This window comes from Pasteurella canis (genome assembly GCF_020810675.1).
Classification (GTDB): domain Bacteria; phylum Pseudomonadota; class Gammaproteobacteria; order Enterobacterales; family Pasteurellaceae; genus Pasteurella; species Pasteurella canis.
Genome location: NZ_CP085871.1, coordinates 566,756 through 592,203 on the forward strand (window position 1 = coordinate 566,756; position 25,448 = coordinate 592,203).

Annotated in this window: 25 protein-coding genes and 1 riboswitch; of the genes, 8 read left to right on the forward strand and 17 right to left on the reverse strand. The window is 35.2% G+C overall.

Going from position 1 to position 25,448, the window contains the following annotated elements; all coding sequences use genetic code 11:
- Positions 1–3: 3 nt before the first annotated feature.
- Positions 4–1,935, reverse strand: a complete 1,932-nt coding sequence (locus K7G93_RS02650; protein WP_226690774.1) for a MacB family efflux pump subunit — start codon at positions 1,933–1,935, stop codon at positions 4–6.
- Between the two features lie 16 nt (positions 1,936–1,951).
- Positions 1,952–3,112, reverse strand: coding sequence for an efflux RND transporter periplasmic adaptor subunit (locus K7G93_RS02655; RefSeq protein WP_226690773.1), 1,161 nt, complete (start codon positions 3,110–3,112; stop codon positions 1,952–1,954).
- 227 nt (positions 3,113–3,339) lie between these two features.
- Here K7G93_RS02655 and glnS point away from each other — a divergent pair, with 227 nt between their 5' ends.
- From glnS to K7G93_RS02670, 3 genes are all read left to right on the forward strand, one after another.
- Entirely contained in the window at positions 3,340–5,019 is a 1,680-nt protein-coding gene (gene glnS, locus K7G93_RS02660) for a glutamine--tRNA ligase (RefSeq protein WP_226690772.1), read from the forward strand.
- Between the two features lie 231 nt (positions 5,020–5,250).
- Positions 5,251–6,696: an alanine/glycine:cation symporter family protein gene (locus tag K7G93_RS02665; RefSeq protein ID WP_049214505.1), complete on the forward strand. Its 1,446-nt coding sequence runs from the start codon at positions 5,251–5,253 to the stop codon at positions 6,694–6,696.
- A 326-nt stretch (positions 6,697–7,022) separates the two neighbouring features.
- Positions 7,023–7,562 carry an ATP-binding protein gene (locus tag K7G93_RS02670; RefSeq protein WP_224046194.1) on the forward strand — a complete coding sequence of 180 codons (540 nt, stop codon included), beginning with the start codon at positions 7,023–7,025 and terminating at the stop codon, positions 7,560–7,562.
- Positions 7,563–7,669: 107 nt separating this feature from the next.
- On the opposite strand, the gene dxs is transcribed toward K7G93_RS02670, so the two are convergent.
- The 5 genes from dxs to K7G93_RS02695 form a co-directional block, all read right to left on the reverse strand.
- The gene (dxs, locus tag K7G93_RS02675; protein ID WP_224046195.1) at positions 7,670–9,514 is read right to left on the reverse strand and encodes a 1-deoxy-D-xylulose-5-phosphate synthase; all 1,845 of its coding nucleotides are present in this window, start codon (positions 9,512–9,514) and stop codon (positions 7,670–7,672) included.
- Positions 9,515–9,577: 63 nt separating this feature from the next.
- On the reverse strand, positions 9,578–10,465 hold the full coding sequence (gene ispA, locus K7G93_RS02680; RefSeq protein ID WP_226690771.1) for a (2E,6E)-farnesyl diphosphate synthase: 888 nt from the start codon (positions 10,463–10,465) through the stop codon (positions 9,578–9,580).
- Positions 10,466–10,481: 16 nt separating this feature from the next.
- Complete coding sequence (gene xseB / locus K7G93_RS02685) at positions 10,482–10,727, reverse strand: exodeoxyribonuclease VII small subunit (protein ID WP_115322788.1); 246 nt, start codon at positions 10,725–10,727, stop codon at positions 10,482–10,484.
- A gap of 210 nt (positions 10,728–10,937) precedes the next feature.
- Positions 10,938–13,424 carry a trimethylamine-N-oxide reductase TorA gene (torA, locus tag K7G93_RS02690; protein ID WP_226690770.1) on the reverse strand — a complete coding sequence of 829 codons (2,487 nt, stop codon included), beginning with the start codon at positions 13,422–13,424 and terminating at the stop codon, positions 10,938–10,940.
- 21 nt (positions 13,425–13,445) lie between these two features.
- Positions 13,446–13,582: riboswitch (molybdenum cofactor riboswitch) on the reverse strand.
- A gap of 2 nt (positions 13,583–13,584) precedes the next feature.
- Positions 13,585–14,700: a NapC/NirT family cytochrome c gene (locus K7G93_RS02695; protein WP_226690769.1), complete on the reverse strand. Its 1,116-nt coding sequence runs from the start codon at positions 14,698–14,700 to the stop codon at positions 13,585–13,587.
- Between the two features lie 303 nt (positions 14,701–15,003).
- Between K7G93_RS02695 and thiI the strand changes: the two genes are divergently transcribed.
- A complete protein-coding gene (gene thiI / locus K7G93_RS02700) occupies positions 15,004–16,452 on the forward strand; it encodes a tRNA uracil 4-sulfurtransferase ThiI (RefSeq protein ID WP_049214498.1) in 1,449 nt (482 codons plus the stop codon).
- A gap of 44 nt (positions 16,453–16,496) precedes the next feature.
- Here thiI and K7G93_RS02705 read toward each other — a convergent pair whose 3' ends face one another.
- Positions 16,497–16,817: an HI1450 family dsDNA-mimic protein gene (locus tag K7G93_RS02705; RefSeq protein ID WP_049214497.1), complete on the reverse strand. Its 321-nt coding sequence runs from the start codon at positions 16,815–16,817 to the stop codon at positions 16,497–16,499.
- 215 nt (positions 16,818–17,032) lie between these two features.
- On the opposite strand from K7G93_RS02705, the gene msrP reads away from it, so the two are divergent.
- The 3 genes from msrP (at position 17,033) to K7G93_RS02720 (ending at position 19,127) form a co-directional block, all read left to right on the forward strand.
- A complete protein-coding gene (gene msrP / locus K7G93_RS02710) occupies positions 17,033–17,989 on the forward strand; it encodes a protein-methionine-sulfoxide reductase catalytic subunit MsrP (protein WP_226690767.1) in 957 nt (318 codons plus the stop codon).
- Positions 17,989–18,582 (forward strand): protein-methionine-sulfoxide reductase heme-binding subunit MsrQ, encoded by a 594-nt coding sequence (msrQ, locus tag K7G93_RS02715; RefSeq protein WP_049214495.1) that lies wholly within the window; start codon positions 17,989–17,991, stop codon positions 18,580–18,582. Before msrP ends, msrQ begins: the two co-directional genes overlap by 1 nt.
- Positions 18,583–18,671: 89 nt before the next feature.
- The gene (locus tag K7G93_RS02720; RefSeq protein WP_115322781.1) at positions 18,672–19,127 is read left to right on the forward strand and encodes a YcgN family cysteine cluster protein; all 456 of its coding nucleotides are present in this window, start codon (positions 18,672–18,674) and stop codon (positions 19,125–19,127) included.
- Between the two features lie 92 nt (positions 19,128–19,219).
- Here K7G93_RS02720 and K7G93_RS02725 read toward each other — a convergent pair whose 3' ends face one another.
- From K7G93_RS02725 to K7G93_RS02765, 9 genes are all read right to left on the reverse strand, one after another.
- On the reverse strand, positions 19,220–20,254 hold the full coding sequence (locus K7G93_RS02725) for a tyrosine-type recombinase/integrase (protein ID WP_228400424.1): 1,035 nt from the start codon (positions 20,252–20,254) through the stop codon (positions 19,220–19,222).
- A 9-nt stretch (positions 20,255–20,263) separates the two neighbouring features.
- Positions 20,264–20,506: a DUF4224 domain-containing protein gene (locus K7G93_RS02730; RefSeq protein WP_224743393.1), complete on the reverse strand. Its 243-nt coding sequence runs from the start codon at positions 20,504–20,506 to the stop codon at positions 20,264–20,266.
- 73 nt (positions 20,507–20,579) lie between these two features.
- The gene (locus K7G93_RS02735) at positions 20,580–21,062 is read right to left on the reverse strand and encodes an HP1-YO09 family phage-derived protein (protein ID WP_226690765.1); all 483 of its coding nucleotides are present in this window, start codon (positions 21,060–21,062) and stop codon (positions 20,580–20,582) included.
- A 73-nt stretch (positions 21,063–21,135) separates the two neighbouring features.
- Positions 21,136–21,834, reverse strand: a complete 699-nt coding sequence (locus K7G93_RS02740) for a BRO-N domain-containing protein (protein ID WP_226690764.1) — start codon at positions 21,832–21,834, stop codon at positions 21,136–21,138.
- A 265-nt stretch (positions 21,835–22,099) separates the two neighbouring features.
- Complete coding sequence (locus tag K7G93_RS02745) at positions 22,100–22,645, reverse strand: hypothetical protein (protein ID WP_016533491.1); 546 nt, start codon at positions 22,643–22,645, stop codon at positions 22,100–22,102.
- Between the two features lie 457 nt (positions 22,646–23,102).
- On the reverse strand, positions 23,103–23,900 hold the full coding sequence (locus K7G93_RS02755; protein ID WP_099821951.1) for a hypothetical protein: 798 nt from the start codon (positions 23,898–23,900) through the stop codon (positions 23,103–23,105).
- An 86-nt stretch (positions 23,901–23,986) separates the two neighbouring features.
- A complete protein-coding gene (locus K7G93_RS02760) occupies positions 23,987–24,355 on the reverse strand; it encodes a type II toxin-antitoxin system death-on-curing family toxin (RefSeq protein ID WP_115173414.1) in 369 nt (122 codons plus the stop codon).
- Positions 24,352–24,483: a hypothetical protein gene (locus K7G93_RS10455; protein WP_256857794.1), complete on the reverse strand. Its 132-nt coding sequence runs from the start codon at positions 24,481–24,483 to the stop codon at positions 24,352–24,354. Before K7G93_RS10455 ends, K7G93_RS02760 begins: the two co-directional genes overlap by 4 nt.
- A 78-nt stretch (positions 24,484–24,561) precedes the next feature.
- Complete coding sequence (locus K7G93_RS02765) at positions 24,562–24,741, reverse strand: hypothetical protein (RefSeq protein WP_226690763.1); 180 nt, start codon at positions 24,739–24,741, stop codon at positions 24,562–24,564.
- 1 nt (position 24,742) lies between these two features.
- Between K7G93_RS02765 and K7G93_RS02770 the strand changes: the two genes are divergently transcribed.
- A complete protein-coding gene (locus tag K7G93_RS02770; RefSeq protein WP_228400425.1) occupies positions 24,743–25,447 on the forward strand; it encodes a DUF4145 domain-containing protein in 705 nt (234 codons plus the stop codon).
- Position 25,448 lies beyond the last annotated feature (1 nt).

Consider the following 25,448-nt stretch of genomic DNA (forward strand, 5'->3'; position numbering starts at 1 on the left):
TTTCTATTCTCTTGCTAAGGCGTTAATTGGGTTTAATTTTGCGGCATTTTTAGCGGGTATATAGCCAAATATAATGCCGATTAAACTGGAACAAAGAACGGCTGTAATAATAGAAAATGGAGAAAAAATCATGCTAAAATTTGTTGCAAATTGATTAAATACTAATCCAAAAATAAGTGAGGCACAGATACCGAGTACGCCACCAATTAGGCAAATCAATACGGACTCAATGAGAAACTGCTGTAGAATATTTGATTGCCTTGCACCTATCGCCATACGTATACCAATTTCTTTTGTTCGTTCAGTCACAGAAACTAACATAATATTCATTACTCCAATTCCGCCTACGACTAATGAAATTAATGCAATTGAAGAAATTAATAATTTCATCGTATTAGTTGTATTTTCAATCGTTTGCTTAATTGTATCGCTATTTATTATGAAGAAATCTTTTTTGCCATGACGTATAGTTAAAATCTGAGTCAGATCTTTTTCGGCAACTTGAGTATTGATGTCATCTTTGATTTTGACTGTAATAGAGTCAATTTTAGCGTTCCCTGAAATTTTATACATTGCAGTAGTATAAGGGAGCCAGATCGTTAAGCTGCTATTATTACTATTTATTCCTGCTGGGTTTGCTACCCCAATAACACGAAGCGGCTTTTTATTAATCATGATAAGTTGACCTAAAGGGGAACGGTTGTTAAAAATTTGCCGTAACGTATTGGAGTCAATGACTGCGACTTGTGCATTTTGTGCTACATCATAAGAAGTAAAGAGTTGACCTTGTAGTAAGTTGATCCCCTTCACATTAAAAAATTGTTCGTTGACACCTTTTACTTGAGCAGTAAAACTCTGGTTACTATAAGTTAGACTACCACTGACCGCACTATTTGGTGTGACACTTTCAATATAACTTTGTTTTGCAAGGAAATTTGCATCGCTAACTGTTAAATTTTGCATGCGTTCTGCACGTCGGTCACCAAATCCTGTCCCATTGTAAATATCCATCGTATTAGTCCCTAATGAACTGATATTTGACAGGATTTTTTGTTGTGAACCATTGCCCAATGCAACTACTGAAACAACAGAGGTAATCCCAATAATAATGCCTAACATTGTGAGTAATGAACGTAATTTATGTGCCACAATTGCATTAATCGACATTTTAAATGATTCAATAAATTGATCTTTAAGTAATGTAAAACGGGTTTTTTGTATTGTTGGTGTAGTGCTTTTTTCAACAACCCAATTAGACTTTTGTTTATCTTGAATAATTTCACCATCTTTAATTTCAATAATACGGTTGGCAAATTGTGCGATTTGTTGATCATGTGTGACTACAATAATAGTATGTCCTTCATGATGGAGTTGTTGGAGAATATTCATTACTGTTGCACCACTTTTGGAATCTAATGCACCAGTGGGTTCATCAGCAAGAATAATTTCACCACCGTTCATTAAAGCACGAGCAATACTAACCCTTTGTTGTTGACCTCCAGACAATTGGGTGGGTTTATTTGCTAACTTATCCTGTAAGCCTAATTTTTCTAATAAATGTTTAGCACGTATCAGACGTGTTTTTTGCTCAACTCCAGCATAAATTGCAGGCAGCGCAACATTTTCTAATGCAGTTAAGGTCGAGAGTAAATTATACCGCTGAAAAATAAAGCCAAATTTCTTTTGTCGTAAATCAGAAAGCGCATCTTTATCAAGCTGACTGACTTCAATGTTGCTAATTTTATATGAACCTGAACTTGCGCTGTCTAGACAGCCAATAATATTCATTAGAGTTGATTTACCTGAACCCGAAGCGCCGATAATGGCAATAAACTCTCCTTTTTTAATCTCTAAGTGAATATTTTTGAGAACTTGAGTGCGACTATTCCCTTCACCAAAAAATTTATTGAGATCGTTTATTTGAATGATTGACATAAAATAGACCAAACTTTTAGAAGATTCTTGGACGGCGAGTCGTATTATTGACTTTTTCAGTATTATCGATCTGTGAAGAGATTACTTTTTCCCCTTCATGTAGTCCTGACAAAATCTCAGTATTGAGTTCATCATTAAGACCGATAATGACTTCGCGTTTTTCTACTTGGTTATCTTTTAGTAGCTGTACAAACACTTTATTCCCTTCTGGCTTTAAAGTTGTGGTGGGGATAAGTAAAACATTTTTTACTTCAGTAACTAAAATTTCTGTTTGTGCAGTCATACCAATACGCAGTTTATTATCAGGATTGTCAACTAGTGCATTGGCATAAAAATAGACTGCTTTTGTATTCGTAATGGATTCTGAGTATTCATTATCAGTTAAGGTTGTCAGTGCAGGATCAATAGTATTGATAACTGTCACGTATTGTTTTTGGGGATCAGAAAGCGTTGAGAAAATAATCGGCATACCGACTTTTACTTTTGTAATATCGCCTTCTGAGATTTCAGGTCTGATTTGCATTTTGCTCAAGTCTGCGACTTGGATAATCGTTGGCGTTGTTTGATTGGCATTAACAGTTTGTCCTTCAGCAACAGGAATTGAAATGACTGTGCCTGTAATGGGTGATAAGATTTTAGTATAACTTAAGTTAGTTTTTGCAGTATTGACTTCGATTTCAGCTTGCTTAATTGTTGCAGTAATTTCTTGAATAGCAGCTTGTGCTATAGCGAAAGTATTTTTGGCATCATCCAGTTCTGTTAGGCTGATTGCTTTTTGACCATATAATTTTTTACTGCGTTCGTAACTCGATTTAGCAATATCATATGCCACCGTTTTAGCATTGAGTTGAGAACGGTAAGACGTTAATTTTGCTTGCGCCGTATTTAAGTGATTACGTTGTGTTTGTGAGTCAATTTCTGCAATGAGATCACCTTGTTGAATGAGTTGTCCAAGTTTGACATGGATTTTTTCTATTTTACCTGATACTTGAGCGCCTACTTCAACACGTTGATAAGCTGTCAATGTGCCTGTTGCAATCACAGATTTTTTGAGATCGCCACGTTTTACTGTTTCGGTTAGATAAGTGATGCTGTTGTGGTTTGTGTTAAATAAATAAAATCCACCAACAAAAATTGCAATAACCATAGTACAGCTAATCAAATACTTTTTATTCATTTTTGCTTTCTCTAGAATCAAATAATACTTTTAAAGAGACAAATATTCGCTTATGAAAATATACAGCAGTTATAGTGAATGAACGTTCGTTCATTTTATCATTAAAACAAAAAATAGGAAGTGCAAAATAATAAGAAAACAGACCTCAGTTTTGTATTCTGTGGGTAAACAGGGTAGAATAGATAACATTTTTCATCGCAAAATATTTATTAAAATTTGAGGTCAGAATGAGTAACCCTATTGAAGCTGTAGAAATCACTGAAAATGCAGAAAAGCGCCCTACTAATTTTATTCGTCAAATCATTGATGAAGACTTAGCTTCAGGTAAACATCATAGTGTGCAAACACGTTTTCCTCCTGAACCAAATGGTTATTTACATATTGGTCATGCTAAATCAATTTGTTTGAATTTTGGTATTGCAAAAGACTATCAAGGATTATGCAATTTACGTTTTGATGACACTAATCCTGTGAAAGAAGATGTGGAATATGTAGACTCAATTAAGCAGGATGTTGAATGGTTAGGCTTTAAATGGGAAGGGCAGCCGCGTTATGCCTCAGATTATTTTGATCAGTTATATGCTTATGCAGTTGAGCTGATCCAAAAAGGTTTAGCGTATGTCGATGAACTTTCTCCAGAAGAAATGCGTGAATATCGTGGTACTTTAACTGAACCAGGTAAAAATAGTCCGTACCGTGATCGTTCCATTGAAGAAAATCTAGCGCTGTTTGAAAAAATGAAAAATGGCGAAATTGAGGAAGGAAAAGCTAGTTTACGTGCCAAAATCGATATGGCATCACCATTTATGGTTATGCGTGATCCAGTGTTATATCGTATTAAATTCGCAAGCCATCATCAAACAGGCGACAAGTGGTGCATTTATCCAATGTATGATTTTACTCATTGTATTTCTGATGCAATTGAACGTATTACACACTCTCTTTGTACGTTAGAGTTCCAAGATAACCGTCGTTTATATGATTGGGTGTTAGATAATATTTCTATTGATCGACCATTGCCACATCAGTATGAGTTTTCACGCTTAAACTTAGAAGCGACCTTAACCTCTAAGCGTAAATTATTACAATTAGTCAATGAGGGGATTGTAGATGGTTGGAATGATCCGCGTATGCCAACAATTTCAGGCTTACGCCGCCGTGGTTATACACCTGCATCAATTCGTGAGTTTTGCCGTCGTATTGGTGTGACTAAGCAAGAGAATATGGTCGAGTTAAGTGCCTTAGAAGCTTGCATTCGTGAAGATTTGAATGAAAATGCGCCACGTGCAATGGCAGTGCTGAATCCATTAAAAGTGGTGATTGAAAACTTTACAAGTAAAGAAATGTTACGTGCGCCAAATCACCCTAATCGTGAAGAGCTTGGACAACGAGAAATTCCATTTACGCGTGAAATTTATATTGATCAAGCTGATTTCCGTGAAGAAGCGAATAAACAATATAAACGCCTTGTTTTAGGCAAGGAAGTGCGATTACGTAATGCTTATGTCATTAAAGCAGAGCGTGTAGAAAAAGATGATGATGGTAATATTACAACCGTTTACTGTAGTTATGACCCTGATACCTTAGGGAAGAATCCCGCAGATGGTCGTAAAGTGAAGGGAGTTATTCAATGGGTATCTGCAGAAGACTATTTACCTGCTGAATTTCGTCAATATAACCGTTTATTTACAGTGACAAATCCTGGTGCTGCTGAAGATATTCATGAGGTGCTGAATCCTGAGTCATTAGTAGTAAAACATGGTGTCGTAGAGAAAAGCTTACTTAATGCGCAAGCAGAACAAGCATATCAATTTGAACGAGAAGGTTATTATTGTGCGGACAGTAAAGATAGTCGTCCTGAGCATCTTGTATTTAACTTAACAGTGAGTTTAAAAGAAGGATTTTAATTTTTTTCTTTTCGGTTGATAAAGAGTGCAGAAATGTGCTCTTTTTTATTTACTAAATAATAGTCGCCCTCTTATTAAAAATAGATAAATTTTATTTAAATTATCTATTTTTAATTTTAATTCAATAAGATTAAGTTTTTTTAGTGAAAAATAAAATAATATTCAATTATATTTAATAAAACGATTACAATAATTGGCTTTGTAAAGTAACTTTAACTAAGGAAAAGACACATGGAGATATTTTCTAGTTTTGTTGATCTCGTTGAACAGGTATTAACATGGTTTGTCGAAAAAGTAGATGGACCGTTATGGGATATTACTACTGTTACATTGTTAGGTGTAGGTTTATTTTTTACAATTACAACTGGGTTAGTACAACTGCGTTTATTACCGCGTAGCTTACGTGAAATGTGGTCGGGACGCAGTGCTGAAGGTAATTCATTAACACCATTTCAAGCTTTTACCACAGGTTTAGCTAGCCGTGTTGGTGTTGGTAATATTGGTGGAGTAGCTACTGCAATAGCGATTGGTGGTGAAGGTGCAGTATTTTGGATGTGGATAACTGCTTTAATTGGTATGAGCAGTGCTTTTGCGGAATCTTCACTTGCACAATTATTCAAAGTAAAAGAACCTTGCGGATTATATCGTGGTGGACCTGCTTATTATATTACCCAAGGATTAAAAGCACCTTGGTTAGGGGTACTATTTGCAATAAGTTTAATTTTTACATTTGGTTTTGCTTTTAACGCAGTTCAAGCAAACTCTATTGTTGAAGCAACAAGTAATGCATGGCATTGGAAACCAGAATATGTTGGGCTTTTCTTAGTTGTGATGACAGCATTAATTATTTTTGGTGGTGTGAAGCGTATTGGCGTAGTCAGTGCAAAATTAGTACCTATGATGGCATTATTTTATTTGATTATTGCATTGATTATTTTGGGTATGAATATCAATGCAATACCGATGGTCATTTCACGTATTGTCTCAAGTGCGTTTGATTTTAGTGCGATGGCTGGCGGTATGTTTGGTGCTATTTTCTCTAAAGCTATGTTAATGGGCGTAAAACGAGGTCTGTTTTCTAATGAAGCGGGGATGGGATCTGCGCCAAATTCAGCCGCGACAGCGGATGTTAAACATCCTGCAAGTCAAGGTTTAATCCAAATGTTAGGCGTTTTTGTTGATACTATTGTCGTGTGTAGTTGTACTGCAATTATTATTTTATTGTCAGATAACTATGGCAGTGAGTCTTTGAAAGGCATTTCGTTAACACAAAATGCATTACAGTATCATGTTGGTGATTTTGGATTACATTTCTTAGCATTTATCCTATTTTTATTTGCATATTCATCTATCATCGGTAATTATGCTTACGCAGAGAGCAATATTCGCTTTATTCGTAATAAGCCGTTATTTGTCTTAATTTTCCGCTTAATTGTTTTGTTCTTTGTTTATTTTGGTGCTGTTAATCATGCTAATATTGTGTGGAATTTTGCGGATACAGTGATGGCGATTATGGCGATGATTAACCTCGTTGCTATTGTTTTATTAGCACCAATTGTTTGGCTGATTTTGAAAGATTACCAACGTCAAGTGAAGGTAGGACAAGAGCCTGTATTTAAAATTGAGGATCATCCTGAGCTATTAAAACGAGGTGTTGATAAAGATATTTGGTCATAATCAATTACTACTAAAATAGCTTTAAATTTGACCGCACTTTTGGGAAGATTACATTGTTCTAAAAGTGCGGTTAGTTTTTAAACATATGTAAGAAAAAATATAGTTGAGATTGTGCTATTTAAAAATCAATATAAATAGCATGATCGGGACAGAAATTATAGCATTTATTATAGCAGTATTTTTCAGCACAATAGTGTAATGATATTAAGTGTCAATTATCATAACGATTAATTTTATTTAAATATCTAATTCAAAGAGACTAAAAGGGGATTCATCAAGATGAGAGGTAAACAATTTATTTTATCTATAGAAATGGGATGAGTTCTATGCAAAAGTTAATTATTATTCGAGGGCATTCAGGTTCAGGTAAAACAACCTTTGCATTAGAAAAAATCAGAGAGTTTCAACAAACTTACCCAACAGGAAAAATTTTTCATATTGAAAATGATCACTTTTTGACAATAAATGGTATTTATAGATGGACAGTTGAGCGCTTTCAAATAGCAAAACAACAAGCACAGCTGAAATTGAATCAAGCGTTTGAGTTTTGCCAGCAACATCAAACACAAGATGTGTTGATTGTTATCAGTAATGTAGGCGGCAATCTCAAAGAGATTGGACACATCATTGAAATAGCAGAGCAATGTTATTTACAAGTCAGTGTTTATCGTTTACAAAATTTCTTTATCAATACACATCAAGTTGATCAACAGACAGTTTATGAAATGTATATTCATTTGTGTGAGAGTCCTATTGAAAATGAAATTTTACTTGAACCAATACAGCCTATGACAGTAAAAGTACGCTCAGAAATTGAAAAATTATGGGACTTAAAAAGAAAAAACCGCTACACCAAGAAGATGTAGCGGGAGGTCTTAATATAAGAAAGTTAAAAAGACGACTGCATTTTGCAGTGCACTAGCATTATCTCAGACTGGTTTTTTTTTAAATAGTTCATAAAAATTTTTATTTTTTATAAAAAATTTTTTATTTGTCTTTGAATGCCACTTTCGTCTAATTGCAACTCTGCTAAAATCTCTTGCTGCGTACCTTGTGGAATAAAGAAATCAGGTAAGCCGAGCTGTAATAATTTCACTTGATGTTGTTGTAAATTAAGTACTTCTGCAACAGCACTACCAGCTCCTCCTTGGATAGCATTTTCTTCTAAAGTAACAATGAGATCATGCGTTTGTGCAATTTGATTAATACGTTGTACATCAATTGGCTTAACAAAACGCATATCAATTACTGTTGCATTTAATTTTTCTGCTACAGCCAAAGCAGTTGGTAATAATGTACCAAAATTCAAAATCGCGATTTTCTCACCTTCACGAATTAATTTAGATTCTCCTAATGTCAATGCGTGTAGTGGCTGTAGCTCTACACCAATAGCATTACCACGTGGATAACGTACGGCGGCTGGCTGATTGAGTTTATAGCCTGTATAGAGCATTTGACGACATTCGTTTTCATCACTAGGTGTCATGATGACCATATTAGGAATACAACGCATAAAACTAATATCAAATGCACCTTGATGAGTTTGTCCATCAGCACCGACAATACCTGCACGATCAATTGCAAATAAAACGGGTAGATTCTGAATCGCAACATCATGAATTACTTGATCATAAGCACGTTGTAAGAATGTTGAATAAATCGCAACAACAGGCTTATAACCACCGATCGCTAAACCAGCTGCAAATGTAACTGCATGTTGTTCAGCAATGGCAACATCAAAATATTGTTCTGGAAAACGATTAGAAAACTCTACCATTCCCGATCCTTCGCGCATTGCTGGCGTAATTCCGATCAATTTAGGATCTTGAGCGGCTATTTCACATAGCCAATCACCAAAAATTTGTGAATAAGTTGGTTTAGTATTAGATTTCGGTAACTGACCACTTAAATGATCGAACTTTGGTACACCATGAAAACCGATAGGATCTTTCTCTGCAGGTGCATAACCTTTGCCTTTTTTTGTCATAATATGTAAGAATTGAGGGCCTTTTAATGAACGCATGTTTTTTAATGTGCTGATTAATTCTTCAATATTATGCCCATCAATAGGTCCGATATAATTAAAACCCAATTGTTCAAACATGGTGCCAACAGGTGAAACGAATCCTTTCACATGCTCTTCTGTTTTCTTGACGAATTCTTTAATTGGGGGCATTCCTGATAGGATTTTTTTGCCGCCTTCGCGAATAGAGGAATAAACTGAACCAGTTAAAAGACGTGCCAGATGATTGTTTAAGGCTCCGACATTTTCGGAAATAGACATTTCGTTGTCATTTAAAATGACTAGCATATCTGTATGTGACACACCTGCATGGTTCATTGCCTCAAATGCCATACCCGCTGTAATGGCTCCATCACCTATAACACAAACCGTTTTCCGTCCAGCATTTTCACGTTGTGCAGCAATTGCGATACCAAGTCCCGCGCTGATTGATGTAGAGGAGTGACCTACACTTAATACATCAAACTCACTTTCTTCACGCCATGGGAAAGGATGGATGCCATTTTTTTGTCGAATTGTCGACATTTTTTCACGGCGACCCGTTAAAATTTTGTGTGGATAAGCTTGATGACCCACATCCCAAATGAGTTGATCAAAAGGTGTTTTATAAACGTAGTGAAGTGCTACCGTTAACTCTACTGTGCCTAAACCAGAGGCTAAATGTCCGCTACTTTGACTAACAGACTCTAAGAGATATGCACGTAACTCCTGACAAATTTGAGGTAATTGTTCTTTGCTCAATAATCGCAAATCTTCAGGTGAATTAATTAATGATAAAAGAGGATAATTTTGCATAATTGTTAGTCAATTCCAAAATAATTTAAAAACAGACCGCACTTTGTTAGTTTTTTGTGCGATTTAACTTTTTCTATTTACAACAAACTCCGCCATTGCATGTAGTGCTGTGGTATCAAAAGGTAAACTATTAAGTTCAGTAATCGCTGTTTGATAAAGTTGTTGTGCTTTTTGTTTGGCTACATTTAAACCGAGTAATTTAGGATAAGTACTTTTATCTGATATTAAGTCTGAACCAATATTTTTTCCTGTGATTTCACTTTCCCCTTCAATGTCTAAAATATCATCTTGTACTTGAAAAGCTAACCCAATAGCCTCAGCATAACGTTGTAGCTGTTGTTCCAGTGTTTGGTTTGTAAAATGAGGTGAACAGATAAGTCCCATTTTTAAAGCTGCAGAAAGGAGCGCCCCCGTTTTATTACGATGAATATATTCTAGCTCTTCTATAGTTATTTGTTTTTGTTCAGAAATTAAATCAAGACTTTGTCCTAAGCACATTCCGTTAAGCCCTGATGCATTGCTCAATGTTTTGACTAAGGCAAGTTTTTGCTCAGCGGACAATTGTGGTGCTTGAGTTAAGATTTCAAAAGCAAACGCTTGTAGCGCATCGCCTGCTAAAATCGCAGTTGCTTCATCAAACGCAATATGGCAAGTTGGTTTTCCGCGTCTTAGTGTATCATTATCCATTGCTGGAAGGTCATCATGTATTAGAGAGTAAGCATGGATAGCTTCGAGTCCAGCCGCTGCATAATCTAATTGGTTAAGATCGGCTCCTAACATACGACCAGTGGCATAAACTAAAAAGGGGCGAATACGCTTACCACCTAATAACACTCCATAACGCATAGCTTCTGCAAGAGGTGAAGGAGATGTGTCTAGATTGAGATGTTGAGTCAAAAAAGTATTAATACGTTGTTGGAACTGTGATAAATCTTGTGAAAATTGATACATAACAGGCTCGTTTTATTTATTGTTCTGTTGGGTAATCAGTTAACTCAGCGTTTTCACTTTTTTGCAATAAAATTTGAATACGTTGTTCAGCTTGCTGTAAACGCTCTTGTCCTAAGTTAGCTAATTTTATGCCTTTTTCAAATTCTTTGAGCGCCTCTTCTAATGGTAGTTCACTACTTTCTAAACGTGTCACAATGGTTTCTAACTGCTGTAAAGTTGTTTCAAAATCCAATTCTGCTTTTACTGAAGGTTTTCTTGCCATTGTTCGTCCTTTTACTTGAAAGAGTTAGGGTAGTTATTGTACTGTATTTTTTAATATATGTTAAAATTATTTAGTCTCTTTTAAATGGTTTTAGTTTCGACTTTTTTATGTGAATTAAGTTGTTTTGATAGATAAAAGCTGCGCATAAAATGAAAAAGTGCGGTCAGTTTAACCGCACTTTAAGTCTAATTATCACTAATCAAGTCTTATTTAAGCTTTCGCATGTTTAGGTTGTTTAAATACAGTCACCTCAGGGACTTCCCCCGTAAACTTCTCAACTTGAATAATACACGTATTTGGAGAATTACCTTGCGCAAGTTTTGATGTGCCAATATCCATTGTTAATACATTTGGACAACCATTTTTACATAATGGTTTTTCACTCATACCTAAATCAAGCGGATCATACCAAGCACCTTCACATAGACTAACGGTACCTTTGATAATGTGATCTGTGACCACTGCACCTGCAAGCACTTGACCACGATCATTAAAAATACGAATAATATCGCCATCAGCAATACCACGAGCTTTAGCATCTTCAGTATGAATCAGAGCGGGCTCACGATCTTGCACTACATATTTCTGGCGGAGTGATGTATGTGCTAATTGGCTATGTAAGCGATAGTAAGGATGAGGTGTCACTAAGGCTAATGGATGCGCTTGAGTCACATTACCCGCAAACTCTTCTGGCTCAAACCATGAAGGGTAACCACGACAATCATCATAATTCATTTTAGCGATTGTATCAGAGTAAATTTCAATTTTACCTGATGGTGTACCAAGAGGGTTGAGTAATGGATCCTCACGGAATTCACCATAACGCACCCATTTTTTCGCTTTTTCACTAGCGTTAAAAGTAATTGGTTTATTTTCTTCCCAGAATTTTTCAAATTTAGGCATTAAAACACGGTTTTTACGTGCAGCGTCAAAAGCAGATTGATAGAAGTATTTCAACCAATCCATTTCACTTTTACCTTCAGTAAATTTATCTTCTACGCCAGCACGTTTTGCTAACTCTGCAAAAACATCATAATCATTACGTGCTTCAAATTGCGGCTCAACTACTTGTTTCATTGGCAGAATATGCATCATTGAATAATCGCCCGTCATCGTTAAGTCATTACGCTCGTAACTCGTGGTAATTGGAAGGACAATATCTGCCATACGTGCTGTTGGTGTCCAGTTAATCTCATTGACAATAATCGTTTCTGGTTTTTGCCATGCTTTAACTAATGTATTTGTGTCTTGATGATGTACAAATGGATTACCACCCGCCCAGTAAATTAATTTAATATCAGGGTAAGTAATTTCAGTACCATTATATTGAATGGTTTTACCTGGATTGAGTAACACATCAGCAATACGGGCGAGAGGGAAACTGAGTTTTGCTGATTTTGATAACCAAGATTGCCCAGTATTTGATGTATCATTATCTAATGTTGCTGACATTGAGCCAATAACACCGCCTGTTGTAGTAGGTACACCACCATTTGAATAATGATAACTAAAGCCAAAACCACCACCAGGTAAACCAATTTGACCGAGCATTGAAGCTAGCGTTACCATCATCCAATGAGTTTGTTCACCATGACGTTGGCGCTGCATACCCCATCCCCCCATTAACATAGTACGTTTAGAAGAGAAGTCAGTCGCAAGTTGTTTGATTACATCAATAGGCACACCACAAAGTTTACTTGCCCATTCAGCATCTTTTGCTTGTCCATCTACTTTACCAAGTAAATATTCTTCGAATTTTGCATAGCCTGTTGTGTATTTTTTCAAGAATGCTTTGTCATGCTTATCTTGAGTGACCAGAGTATGTGCAATACCTAACATCAATGGTACATCGGTTGCAGTATTGGTTGGAATCCATTCTGCATTTAACATTTTACATGTTTCACTTTTAACTGGATCAATACAAATAATGCGCTTACCTTTTTCTTGATATTTTTTGAAATATTCAATACCTTTTTGGTCGGTAGCCGTCCAAGCAATGCGAAGGGTTGTTAGTGGGTTAGCTGACCAAAGTACGATAATATCAGTACTTTCTAAGATCGTTTCCCAACTAGTCTGTTGTTCATAAACTTCTATCGTACCAAGTACGTGTGGCATAATGACTTGTGCAGCACCAGTGGAGTAGTCCCCTTTATGTCCGACAAATCCACCTGTTGCATTTAAGTAGCGGTGTAAGAGGGTTCTGCTTGAATGGAGTGAACCAGAGCTCTTCCAGCCATAAGAACCACCAAAGATATTTTCAAATCCTCCTTCACTGCGGATACGTTTAAATTCTTTATCAATTAAATCTAAGGCCTGATCCCAAGATACTCTAACCCATTCATCTCGCCCACGCATAGTCGTATCACTTTTACCTGGATTAGCTAAATAACCTTTACGGACCATTGGATACTTAATTCGTGTTTCGCTATAAAGCTGATCTGGTACTACTGATTGCAATTCATTTTCGATAACAGGTGGAATAGCAGGACCAGATTTTACTGCTTTACCATTTTCAACTACTACACCTAGTGGTCCCCAATGTGCAGCCGTCACGATAGTTTTACTTTCTGCTGCCATTGCATTTGGTGCAACTAATGAGCCCACTACACCACCACTTAAAGATGCGCCAGCAATACCAAGAGAAGAATTTTTTAAAAATTCTCTACGTTTTATGTTGACGTTGTTCTCTTTTTTCATATAAAGCCTCGCTTACTTTTATTAGTTAATGTTTTGACACCTTTCTAAATATGAGTGGACAATTAATTTCTCAATTATCCATGGCATAAGCGAACTTATTGCTGGCTTGCTACCATATCTTTCGACTTAGGATCACAAGCTCGGAGTCAGGAATAAATATTTAATGTGAAGCGCCAAGCATATCTTTACTATTACGTTGTAAGTAAATTGTGAGTGCTCTTACTTCTTCAGCCGTTAATGCAGTACGATCTTTCATTGAATTAACGACACCAATCCATTGATTTGCTGTAAAGTGATCTGCCTCAATCACCGCATGACAACCACTACAATGGGTCTGATTTAGTTTATTACCTATTTGATTAAGTGCGGTCAGATTTGCAGTTAATTTATCTTGTGGAATAGTGATGCTAAGTTCTACTTCTTTCCACTCTGATTCAGTGATGTCATCTTGCACTGTTTTTAAAACTGCAACTTGTTGTTTTGCCTCTTCTTCTAATAAAGCCAGAATAATTCGTTTACCAAGCGCCATATAAACAATTGATTCAGCACCAGTTTGCTGCCATCCTTGTAGTTTAGCTGTCACTTTTTGTCCATCATTTTTCCAATCAGTTAATGTCGCGTAAGGCATTAAACGAACTTCACCTGTATTTTCTGTTTGTGCTGTTGAAATAGATTGCACATAAAGTGGCTGATTATTGTCGTGAGTTAATGTGGATTCTGTTTGGTTAGTAGAGGCTGTTTCGGTTTCTTCTGGAATTTCTGGGAGAAAATGAGCGATACCTTTATGGCAATCAATACAAGTTTGTCCATCTGATTTGGCTAACTCATGCATAGTTTGCGCTGATTTAGATTGTGCTGAAATTTCCATTGCTTCTAGACTGTGACAACTATGACAGGTTTCTGAGTTTGTAGCTTTCATATCATCCCAAACTTTTTTGGCCATTTCATAACGGTGTTTTTCATAAGTTTCTCGATCAGGTATTTTACCCGTTACCTCATACCATACATCTTTTAATGCAAATACTTTTGCTTTGACATAATGCAAGCCACTAGAAGGTACGTGACAATCTGCACAATTAGCTCTAATTCCTTTTTGGTTTGAGAAATGTACACTAGCTTCCCATTCTTCTTGTGGAAAGCTCATAGAATGACAACTCACACAAAACTCAGGAGAGCTTGTTTTGTGCATCACATACTGTGTTCCAAATAAGGCTCCAGCGCCAATTGCCATAAACGTAATAGCCGTAAGTAAAGCACGTTTTTTTGCTTTTGACATAAGTCACTCCAATAAAGTTATACAATTTTATATATAACAAAATAATATAAATCTAATTAAATACTTATAAGTAGTTAACTTATTTTAGGTATTTCTTAGTCTTTCTTTTTGATTGAAATCAAGAATGAGCTAAAAAATTGAGATTTGAGATAGAGTTGCTGAATTATCGGGCATTATTTATAACATATCGATATATAATATTTTTTATATCGATAGTATTTAATTTCATGGATGGAAAGATTTTTATTCCTGACTTGATCTGCTAGAATGCACCGCTTATAACTTTATGTGGATAAAAATACTATGAAATTTATCATTAAACTTTTCCCTGAGATCATGATTAAAAGTGAATCTGTGCGTAAGCGTTTTGCTAAAATTTTAACAGGGAATATTCGTAATATATTAAATAAATATGATAATAGTGTCGCGGTAGTGAGACATTGGGACTACATTGAAGTGCGCTCAAAAAATGCAGAAAACCGACCGCACTTAATTGAATTATTAAGCCGTATTCCAGGTATTCATCATTTCTTAGAAGTTGATGAGAAACCTTTTTTAACTCTGCATGATATTTTTGAGCAAACTTTACAAGATGTTGGGGATAGTCTGGAGAATAAAACCTTTTGTGTTCGAGTTAAACGCAAAGGTAAACATGAGTTTAGTTCATTAGATGTTGAACGTTATGTAGGTGGTGGCCTAAACCAACATATTGAAAGTGCTAAAGTGCAATTAAGTAAACCTGATGTGACTGTGCGAATCGATATTGAAAATGACAAAATGATGTTGATTAAAGCACGTCATGAGGGAATTGGAGGTTATCCAATTGGCACACAAGAAGATGTGTTATCACTGATTTCTGGCGGGTTTGATTCTGGTGTATCAAGCTATATGTTGATTCGACGTGGCAGTCGTGTACATTATTGCTTCTTCAACTTAGGTGGCGCGGCACATGAAATTGGTGTAAAGCAAATGGCATATCATATTTGGCAACGTTATAGTGGCTCACATAAAGTTCGTTTTGTGGCAATTAATTTTGAAACTGTTGTTGGTGAAATTCTTGAAAAAGTTGATAACGGTCAAATGGGGGTTGTACTAAAACGTATGATGGTACGTGCAGCGAGTAAAGTAGCAGAGCGTTTTGGTATCCAAGCTATTGTAACAGGTGAGGCATTAGGGCAAGTTTCAAGCCAAACACTAACTAATTTGCGTTTAATTGATGAGGCAGCAAATGTGTTAGTATTGCGACCATTGATTACACATGATAAAGAGCAAATTATTGCCTTAGCGAAAGAGATTGGGACAGATGATATAGCTAAATCAATGCCTGAGTTTTGTGGTGTCATTTCAAAAAATCCGACAGTCAAAGCAATTAAAGCAAAAATTGAAGAAGAAGAAAGCCACTTTGATTTTGCAGTATTAGAAGATGCAGTACAACATGCACAATATTTGGATATTCGTCAAATTGCAGAGCAAACTGAAAAAGAAGTAGTAGAGGTCAATACTGTTTCTGTGTTGGAGGCGCAGGATATTATTTTAGATATTCGTAGTCCAGAAGAAGTAGATGAAAATCCGTTACAGTTAGCTAATGTTTTATTATTACCATTTTATAAACTTTCTTCTCAATTTGCGCAGTTAGATCAAACTAAAAACTATGTACTATATTGTGAACGTGGCGTGATGAGTAAACTACAAGCGTTATATTTACAAGAACAGGGTTTCAGTAATGTAAAAGTTTTTAAAAAAGTATCATGAAAAAAGTAGAGGAGCATTTAGCTCCTCTTCATTTTTACTTTTTATCATTTTTTCCAAATAACATGAAATTCTCGATTTTCTTCACGATGAGAAATTAAAAATTTAGCAAAAACATCATCCATTTCATCTTGTTCATTGACTAAACCAATCCAAACCTCCGCATAGGCATCTGGATCAATAAGTACACCAATTTCCATTTCCCAATCTTCTGCAGTTTCAACGAATTCCACTGCACCACGTTCTTCAAATTGGAGATTAAATAACATAATATCTGCAGGATCGAGATTTTCTGGTGCCATTTCAAGGAAAATATCATAAGCGATATCAATTGCTGCATCAGGTTCAAGTTTTATTATCTCAGGCATTCAAAAGCTTCCTATATATCATCAACATAGTTGCTAATCATACCATAAATAGCTAAAGCTTATGGAAAATTGACCGCACTTTTTGCCTTTCTTGCTATTTAATACAAATTGTTTGTAAGAAATTGTAAAACTTTTCGTCTAAATGAATACAATCTAACTTTAAATGCAAATACAAATGAAAACTATTCTTTTATATTATTTATTGGAGACATATAATGCTAAAATTTACTGAAAATGATGTAACGCCTGAACACATTTTTTTTCAACGTAGAAAAATTATTCAAGCAATGGGGATAATGGGAGCCGCTTCATTATTACCGAATATGGCTTCTGCTGCTGAAGAGGATTTACGCAAAGCTCTAGCATTTACAAAAGATGATAACCCACAATCTTTGGCATTAACACCAGAAAATAAAGTGATGGGATATAACAATTTTTATGAATTTGGTGTGCCAAAAGAATCTCCAGCAAAATATGCTTCAGCGATGAAGACAGAGCCTTGGACCTTACGTATCGAAGGTGAGGTTGAAAAGCCAATGACGTTTGATGTACATCAACTAATGCATAAATTGCCTTTGGAAGAGCGTATTTATCGTTTCCGTTGTGTTGAGGCTTGGTCAATGGTTATTCCATGGGTTGGTTTTGAGCTAAATAAATTGCTTGCTTTAGTACAACCAACTAGTAATGCGAAATATGTTGAGTTTGAGACTTTATATGATCCTGAAACTATGCCAGGACAAAAAAATAGCTTTTTCGGTGGAGGGTTAATTTATCCTTATGTAGAAGGTTTAACAATAGAAGAAGCTATGAATCCGCTTACTTTATTATCAGTAGGGCTTTATGGAAAAACATTAGCGCCGCAAAATGGTGCGCCTATTCGTTTAGTCGTGCCATGGAAATATGGATTTAAAAATATTAAATCTATTGTCAAAATTACACTTACTTCCAAACAGCCAAGAACAACATGGAATCATGCAGCGCCACAAGAATATGGCTTTTATGCTAATGTGAATCCAAATGTTGATCACCCTCGCTGGTCACAAGCAAGTGAGCGTGTGATTGGCTCAGGTGGATTATTTAATGTGAAGCGTCAACCTACATTGATGTTTAATGGTTATGAAGAGCAAGTTGCTCATTTGTATAAAGATCTTGATTTAAGGAAGAATTTTTAATGCTTAAATTACTCAGAATTGTGATTCATTTATCTTGTGCGATTCCTTTTATTTGGTTACATATTATTTTATTTACAGGGAATGAATCACAATTAGGCGCTGATCCTGTTAAAGAAATGCAACATTTCTTAGGTTTTACTGCGATGACTATTTTATTGCTGCTTTTTGTGTTAGGTATTGTATTCCGTTTGCTAAAGCAGCCTCAATTGCAAGTATTGCGCCGCGCTTTAGGATTATGGGCATGGTTTTATGTTATTTTACATATTTATGCTTATTTTTCTTTAGAACTGGGTAATGATGTTCATTTATTTTTACAAGAATTAATTAGCCGTGGTTATTTAATTGTTGGCGGCTTTTCTTTCTTGATCTTGACTCTCATGTCAGTAAGTTCGTTATCTTACCTTAAGAATAAAATGGGAAAGTGGTGGTTTTATTTACATAAATTAGGCTACTACGCATTACTTTTGGGTGCGATTCATTATTATTGGTCAGTTAAAAACCTGACTTTTAGTTCTATGTTGTACTTAATTTTGTCAATACTAATTGTATTTTGGGAACTTTATGTGCTTTTTAAAGCAAAAAGAGTAAGTTAACATTTGCTTGATTGAAAGTCATTGATCTAGAAAATAAGTGCGGTAGAATACCGCACTTACTTTTTGTGGCTTATTGAGTAAATTAGACGATGTCAATTGATAGACCAATTGAACCTGAATTTTGGAAACATAAAACATTACTTGAAATGACTGAAATAGAGTGGGAATTACTCTGTGATGGTTGTGGTAAATGCTGTTATCGTAAGTTTATCGAAGGTCGAGGTAAGCGTAAAAAATTATATTACACTCGCATTGCTTGTAATCTATTAGATTTAGAGACAGGTAAATGTATGAATTATCCAGAACGTTTCAAACACGAGCCAGATTGCACAAAATTAACTAAAAAAAACCTCCCTGATTTTCATTGGCTTCCTAAAACTTGTGCCTATCGATTATTAAATGAAAATAAACCCTTATTTGATTGGCATCCATTACTCTCAGGTGATCCTAATTCTGTCCAAAAAGCACAGATTTTGATAAGACAAGGAATTCATGAAAAAGATGTGATTGATTGGTTTGAATTTGTTATTGACGATAACAGTTAAACTGAAAAGCCTTCTTTTTTAACCTTATAAATCAATTGCTTGCAGTTTATTTTAAAAAGTTACGTTCCGAAATACGGGAAAGTGTTCCAAAACTAACAGTTTAACGGCAATATAATTTTGTCTTTTCTGATGTAACGTTTTGTTGTTTTTTGGTCTGTATGACCTAGCTGTATTTTCGCTGTCTCTGTATCTTGTAACAAGAATATATCTGTCGCACTTTTAGCTCGTAGATCTCTAAATTGGACTTCTTTTATTTCACTTTCTAAGCTCGGATACTGAGCCAATGCTAGTTCTCTTAAATCACTAAACCAATTTGTTAATGTTTGACGAGAAAGTTTTTGCTTCCGCTTATTTTGAAATAAGAATACTTGTGAAGTGTTTTTGATTCTACGTTCAATGATAGTTGCTAATTGACCTGTCATTTTGAAGCGTAATCGTTTTTTTGTTTTTTTCTGATTAATATGTAATATGCCATCATGTATTTGATGTACGGTCATACCAACGATATCAACAGGTCTTTGACCAGTTAAATATGCAATATCCATTAAGTCTTTCATATCTTGATTCGCTAGATCGTAAAAAATTTTATAGATATGATCTTCAACATAAACATCTCTTGCAGACATTTTGAACTTTTTAATTCCAAGAGTAGGACTAGATAAAGAGGTGTATCCAAATTCTCTAGCAATGTTCCAAATGTGATTAAATGTACCAATTTCCTTATTCGCTTTTGCTGGAACGGATTTACGCCAGTCTAAATACATTTTTATATGTTTTGGTTGAATCTTGTTTAATTCTACTGGTGGGTCACCAAAAAATAGAGATAAGTATTTTATTGCGCTCTTATCTGCATATTGTGTCTGTTGAGCTTTGTTGGGCACTATTTCAGCAAGATATTTTTGGGCCATCTGAATAAAACTCACTGTTTCTATTGAAATAGCTCTATTACAGTTTAATTTTGCAGCCTCAAGAATTGCTAGATTTTTGTCCAATCCTAATGATTTTTCTTTTCCATCTGCCAAAACATAATAGTAATAGTCAACCACCTTACCGCTAACTCTTTTTCTTGAGCGGCAAATTAGATTTTGTGGCAACCCTTGATTTTCTTTTTTTCTTGGTCTGCCCATATGCTCTCCTTATATTTTCAATACATTTGGATACCAGTCAGATTCATGATTGCATGATATAGATGCAACTCTTTGCTTTTTACTTTTAGTTTCGTTATAGTCGCGACGAACAATGGGGTAGCCATTTGCATTTTGTTTAAATGGAATCCCCATTATGTTTAATTGCTCAATAATCAGTGATTTCTGTTTTCTTCCTGTAAGAAATTCTATTTCTTGGACAGAAAGGAAATCATTGTAGATATTAATTTCCATAAATCCTCCTATAAATAAAAAAGCCGTGCTAGACGGCTTAATACAATGATTTGTTAAAATCATACTTCTTAACTTATCTCCGTGCATTTTTCATAGCATCAAACCAAGCTTGAGCGTCTTCTTCGCTTTTAAATGCTAGACCAGCATCTAATAGTGCTAAATGATAAACATTTTCCTTATCAAAAACACTCATACCAACATCTACCTTCGCCCAAGCTATACCTAATGGATCTGAATTCATTGTGATACGCCAAAACTTCTGACCTTCTTCTAACTCTTTAAGCGGACAAGGCAAAGTAAGCGTTACTGTCGGTCGTGGATCTTCCCACATTCCGATTATGTCGTAGATGTGTGAGCTAAAACATGGATTGTATTTACCATCTTTTGTCCATGTTGCGCAGCTGTGAAATTTTGAGTCTTCAACCAAATAGCCAATTAATTCACCTTCTTTTTTTACATGCTCAGTCGGTATAGATTTTGCAATAAATGCTTTATAACCATTACGTAGCACCACTGGCTCGCCAGCTAGCGCTTTTTCTAAGTCAAATGCCTTCATTTTCTAATCCTTAATTTTCAATCTGTTAAGCAATAAAAAACCGCACAAAAGTGCGGTCGGTTTATGGGGAGTTTTAACGTAAGTAGTGAACTAGTTTATTTTCTGTATGATTTTGTAGATGTGGGTTGGAGAAGATGAAATCCTCAATCTCTTTTTTCCATACTTTATTTCTCATCTGCACTAGATTTTTCATGATGATTTTCTCTGAACTTTGTGCAAGATTGTAACTAGCAACACCGAGATTAAATGCTGTTTTATAGTTTCTGTGGCTTTCAAGTTCTGAAAACAAATCCATCATTTTTTCCCACTCAAATGTAGATTCATTTAATTTAGCTATTGCTTTTGCGACAACATAAAATGCTTCTTCATCGAGTAAAATTCCACGTGGTTTTGGTTCAGGTAAGGCAAGTTGTTGTGGTTGAACTTCATATTTACCCGTTTTTCTGATTTGGGGTAGGACTTCTGCTGTCACCCATTTTCTGAAACGGTGTGGAGTTGATCCTTTTTTCACTGCATCACGGCAACGTAAAATTAAAGTGTACATTCCACTTTCGGAAACTAAATTTACTTTATCATTACCTTTACTTATGCCCTGAATTGAATTCAGGGCTACCTCGTCTTCATCTAAATTCAAAATAGCTTTAGTTGGGCTTGATAGCTCAAGTGCTTTGCAAAGATCAGCTACAACAAACCAAGGTTCATTGTTAATAGATAAAGTGCGGATGATATGAGTTTCAAAAAGGAATGTTGAGAGTTGAGTTTTTGTAGTCATTTTGACTGCTCCTGTTAGATTTTCTGAAAATTACCATTTTCTGACAAATGGTGCCGAGAGGTTCAGAACCCTCCTAACAGGTAAGGGTGGACGTATTCCCCGAAGGTATTGTATTAGTCGCCCTCTCGACGTTGCGAGATATCGGCATAAAAAAAGATCGCTTTTGGCGATCTGCTTACTACCGCCTGTTAGAAAAAGGTTCTGACACCTTGAGGCGGATAGTAAATAAAACCCCATTGGTTGTCAATAGGGTTTCAATTGCTTATTATTTTTTCTCTAAGATTTTTCTCACGTCAGGATCAGTAATGAATTTATTATATCCCGTTGCAATCATATCATTTACCGCATTAGGTAGATCTATTGGAACGGCGTTTGTTCCTCTCATTCTGTCACCTAAATATTCTTTATTCAATAAGATATTTGATGTCTTAACATCAATTAATTTATAGTTAATTATATAAGTAAAATCAACTCCTACACCTAAATCGTCTAATTTAAATTCTTTAACAATGCCAATTAATTTCAAATTTGAGCTGTCAAATGTAATTCCCGTTTTTTTCAATTCTAACTCTGTTCCAATTTTTACAATATTTGAAACATCCGATGAAAGAAGTATTTCTCCAATAGTAGTATTTTGTATTTGATTACTCTTTACTTTACCTATCATAAATGGTTCATATAAAAAATCCCCTAATATGACTTTACCCGAAAAATTCGTATAGTTCTTAGGAAAATAAGAAGGGATCATTAATGTAGATGAACACCCTATCAACACTATACAAGCTAATCCGGTCAATAATAATTTTTTCATTTAAATTCCCTTATTTGACGACAATTTCAACTTTATTCCCTAGTGATGAACCACCGCAATAAATAAAGTAGGTGTTGTGTTTTTAGTTGAACGCATTCAACCGCCCCATTCTTTAAAATCATTTAGGGTACATCTTCCTTATAAAAACCACTTAATTGTGGCGAATTCGCCATAATTAAAATTTGGGTTGTTGATTTCTTCCCAAATACCGATATATTCAAGTGTATTACGGTTTCTTAACCAATCGCTAATAAAAAAATTCGCCATCTTTTGCTTTGAGCATATCGGTAAGATTGATGTAATCCTCGCCATTTTGCTCGATTACTCGTATTTCTGCATCTTGCACAACAATTACATCATTTACCATTTTCTACCTCTAAATAATCAACATAAAAAAAGCCGTTCAAAACGGCTTATAGTGCGGTTATCTTAATCCGAGAGAGCGGTGGTTGTCAATTTAGATTTTATTCATTGAGTTGTTTAACTTTAATATTTTGTAGATAACAGGCTCTTCATCAATATATTCAACTAAAACATCAACTAAGAAAATTTTATGGTACGGGTATTCTTCATTTAATATCATTTTTTCTTTGAGTGTCTTGTCTTCAAATTTTACTCGTACAGGCTTTTGTGATACTGCAGGAATAATAGCTCTATCGTGTGCTTTGCTTTGAGCATCTGCGGTGGATGACCAGTATAGTGTCGTGTTTTGTAAAGTGTTTTCTTCTCGCTCTTTGAGTAGTTTTAATTCTCGGTTAATATTGTTTTGTGCCAATCCTGCAAGTGCATTGTCTGCGTGTAGATGTATATGTACATCGCCTTGATTATTAGAAACTTGTAAATTGAATTGTGCTTTAGGATCGATTGCGATAGGCTCTAAAATGTTATTGGCATTTTTCAACATATTCGCAGTAAGGCGTTCAGGCTTTTCGCCTCTATTCATTGCCCAATCTAAAATATTTTTCAAGTGCCCTCCAAATTCAAGAATTGCATTTGCTTGCTCAATAAGTGAATATGTGCTTGATACTAGTGCTGCAAGCTCAATAAGGAAGCAGCCTTGTGTGATTTTTTCTACATAGATATGCTGTTCACAGGGTTCAATATCAATTTTGTTGTCTTGTATAAATTGGCGATATTCTGCGGCAATACCTTCCATACTTTGACAAAAAACTGATAGCTGCAATGGCTCGCTATTATCAATTTCGATTAGTAGTTTCATATTTTTATCTATTGTGTAATGTGTTTCAGCAACCATAACCCACCTCAAATTTTAGACACAAAAAAAGCCGTTATTGAACGGCTTGAGGCAGATGGTAAAATAAAAGGGTAGGGGTTGTAAAGTTATTTTTCGATGAGTTGTTGTAGATGTTGAGATAACTGCAGAAAATTCAGTTTTCCACTTGCTACATCAACCATAGTATCATCTAAGCCATGATTAGGTGGGATTTCAATGCCTTGTAAATCTAAATAAGTAAGCATCGTAACCATCGCAGTACGTTTATTGCCATCAGGAAAAGCATGAGCTTTAGCTATTGCTACTGCATAAAGTGAGGCTATATCAAAGATATTGTCTGTATTTTCGTATAACATCCAATTATCAATGCGTGCTAAAGCACTATCTAGCCTACCAATATCTGCAACACCTTTTAGACCTGGTTCATTTTCTAAGATTGTTTGATGAATAGCTAGGACTAATTCAACGGTGATCATTTATATGCTAACGCCTTAATTTCTTTGTTATGCGCTTTAATCACACGCTTTGCAGCAGCTAATGCTACTCGCTTTCCTGCATCGCCTTTTAGCTCTATTTTTACAGGTTTTGTATCTTTTGATGACATTGTTTTCTCCTATAAAAAAAGCCGTTCAAAACGGCTTGTAGTACGGTTATCTTAATCCGAAGTTTGGCGGTTGTCAAATTACTTCTTCAATTCGTGTTGGTAAAGTTTTTGTGTGCTAACTACCTTACCTATCAATGCAACAACAAAATTATGTTGTGTTTCAGCATCTTGATTTTTAAAATAAGTGTATAGAGTGATTTCAGGGCTTTGCCCCTCTAGAAACTTATCAATTAAATAAATATGGTCTTGGAGATTCATTATGATTACCTTTGGACATTGTTGCCCACATTGTGGGATTGAAAGAAGTGGATTTGAGGTTAAAACTCACTACGAAAATCAAAAATATTCAAATATGTCGTTATTTTCTATATTAGCAACTTGTAACAGCTGTGATGGTAGTGTTATTGCTGACATAAAAATTAGTGATTATTCTAACTATGCAACCCCCAAAATTGACGCTTTTAGAAATAAATTGATGAGTAAAAATTACTATAATTTATCTAAGGCTTATTCGGGATTGGTGGAGTTTTATCCTAACCATCAAAGACAAGCTGATATTCCCGATAAATTGCCAGATAGCGTTGTTGAGGAGCTTAAAACAGCAGAAGATTTATATCTTCAAATTAAAGCAAAGCCGCATTTTGTGAAAGCGACTGGTAATGCTTATCGCACAACGCTGGAAAGAGCATTATGCGAATTAGCCGAGAACGATAATCGAGCTAAATTAAATAAACGCATTGAAAAACTTTTTAATGATGGGAAATTGACGAAAGATTTAAAAAATTTCGCACTACATATTCGCTTATTAAGCGCCGAGGCATCTCATACTTATAATGATTTTACACTTGAAGAATTAGAAGAATTAAGATTATTTACTCAGCTTTTCTTGAAATATACGTTCACTTTACCTAAAATGATTCCTGATGAATCAAAGGAAGAAGTTGATAATAACAATAATCAATAAC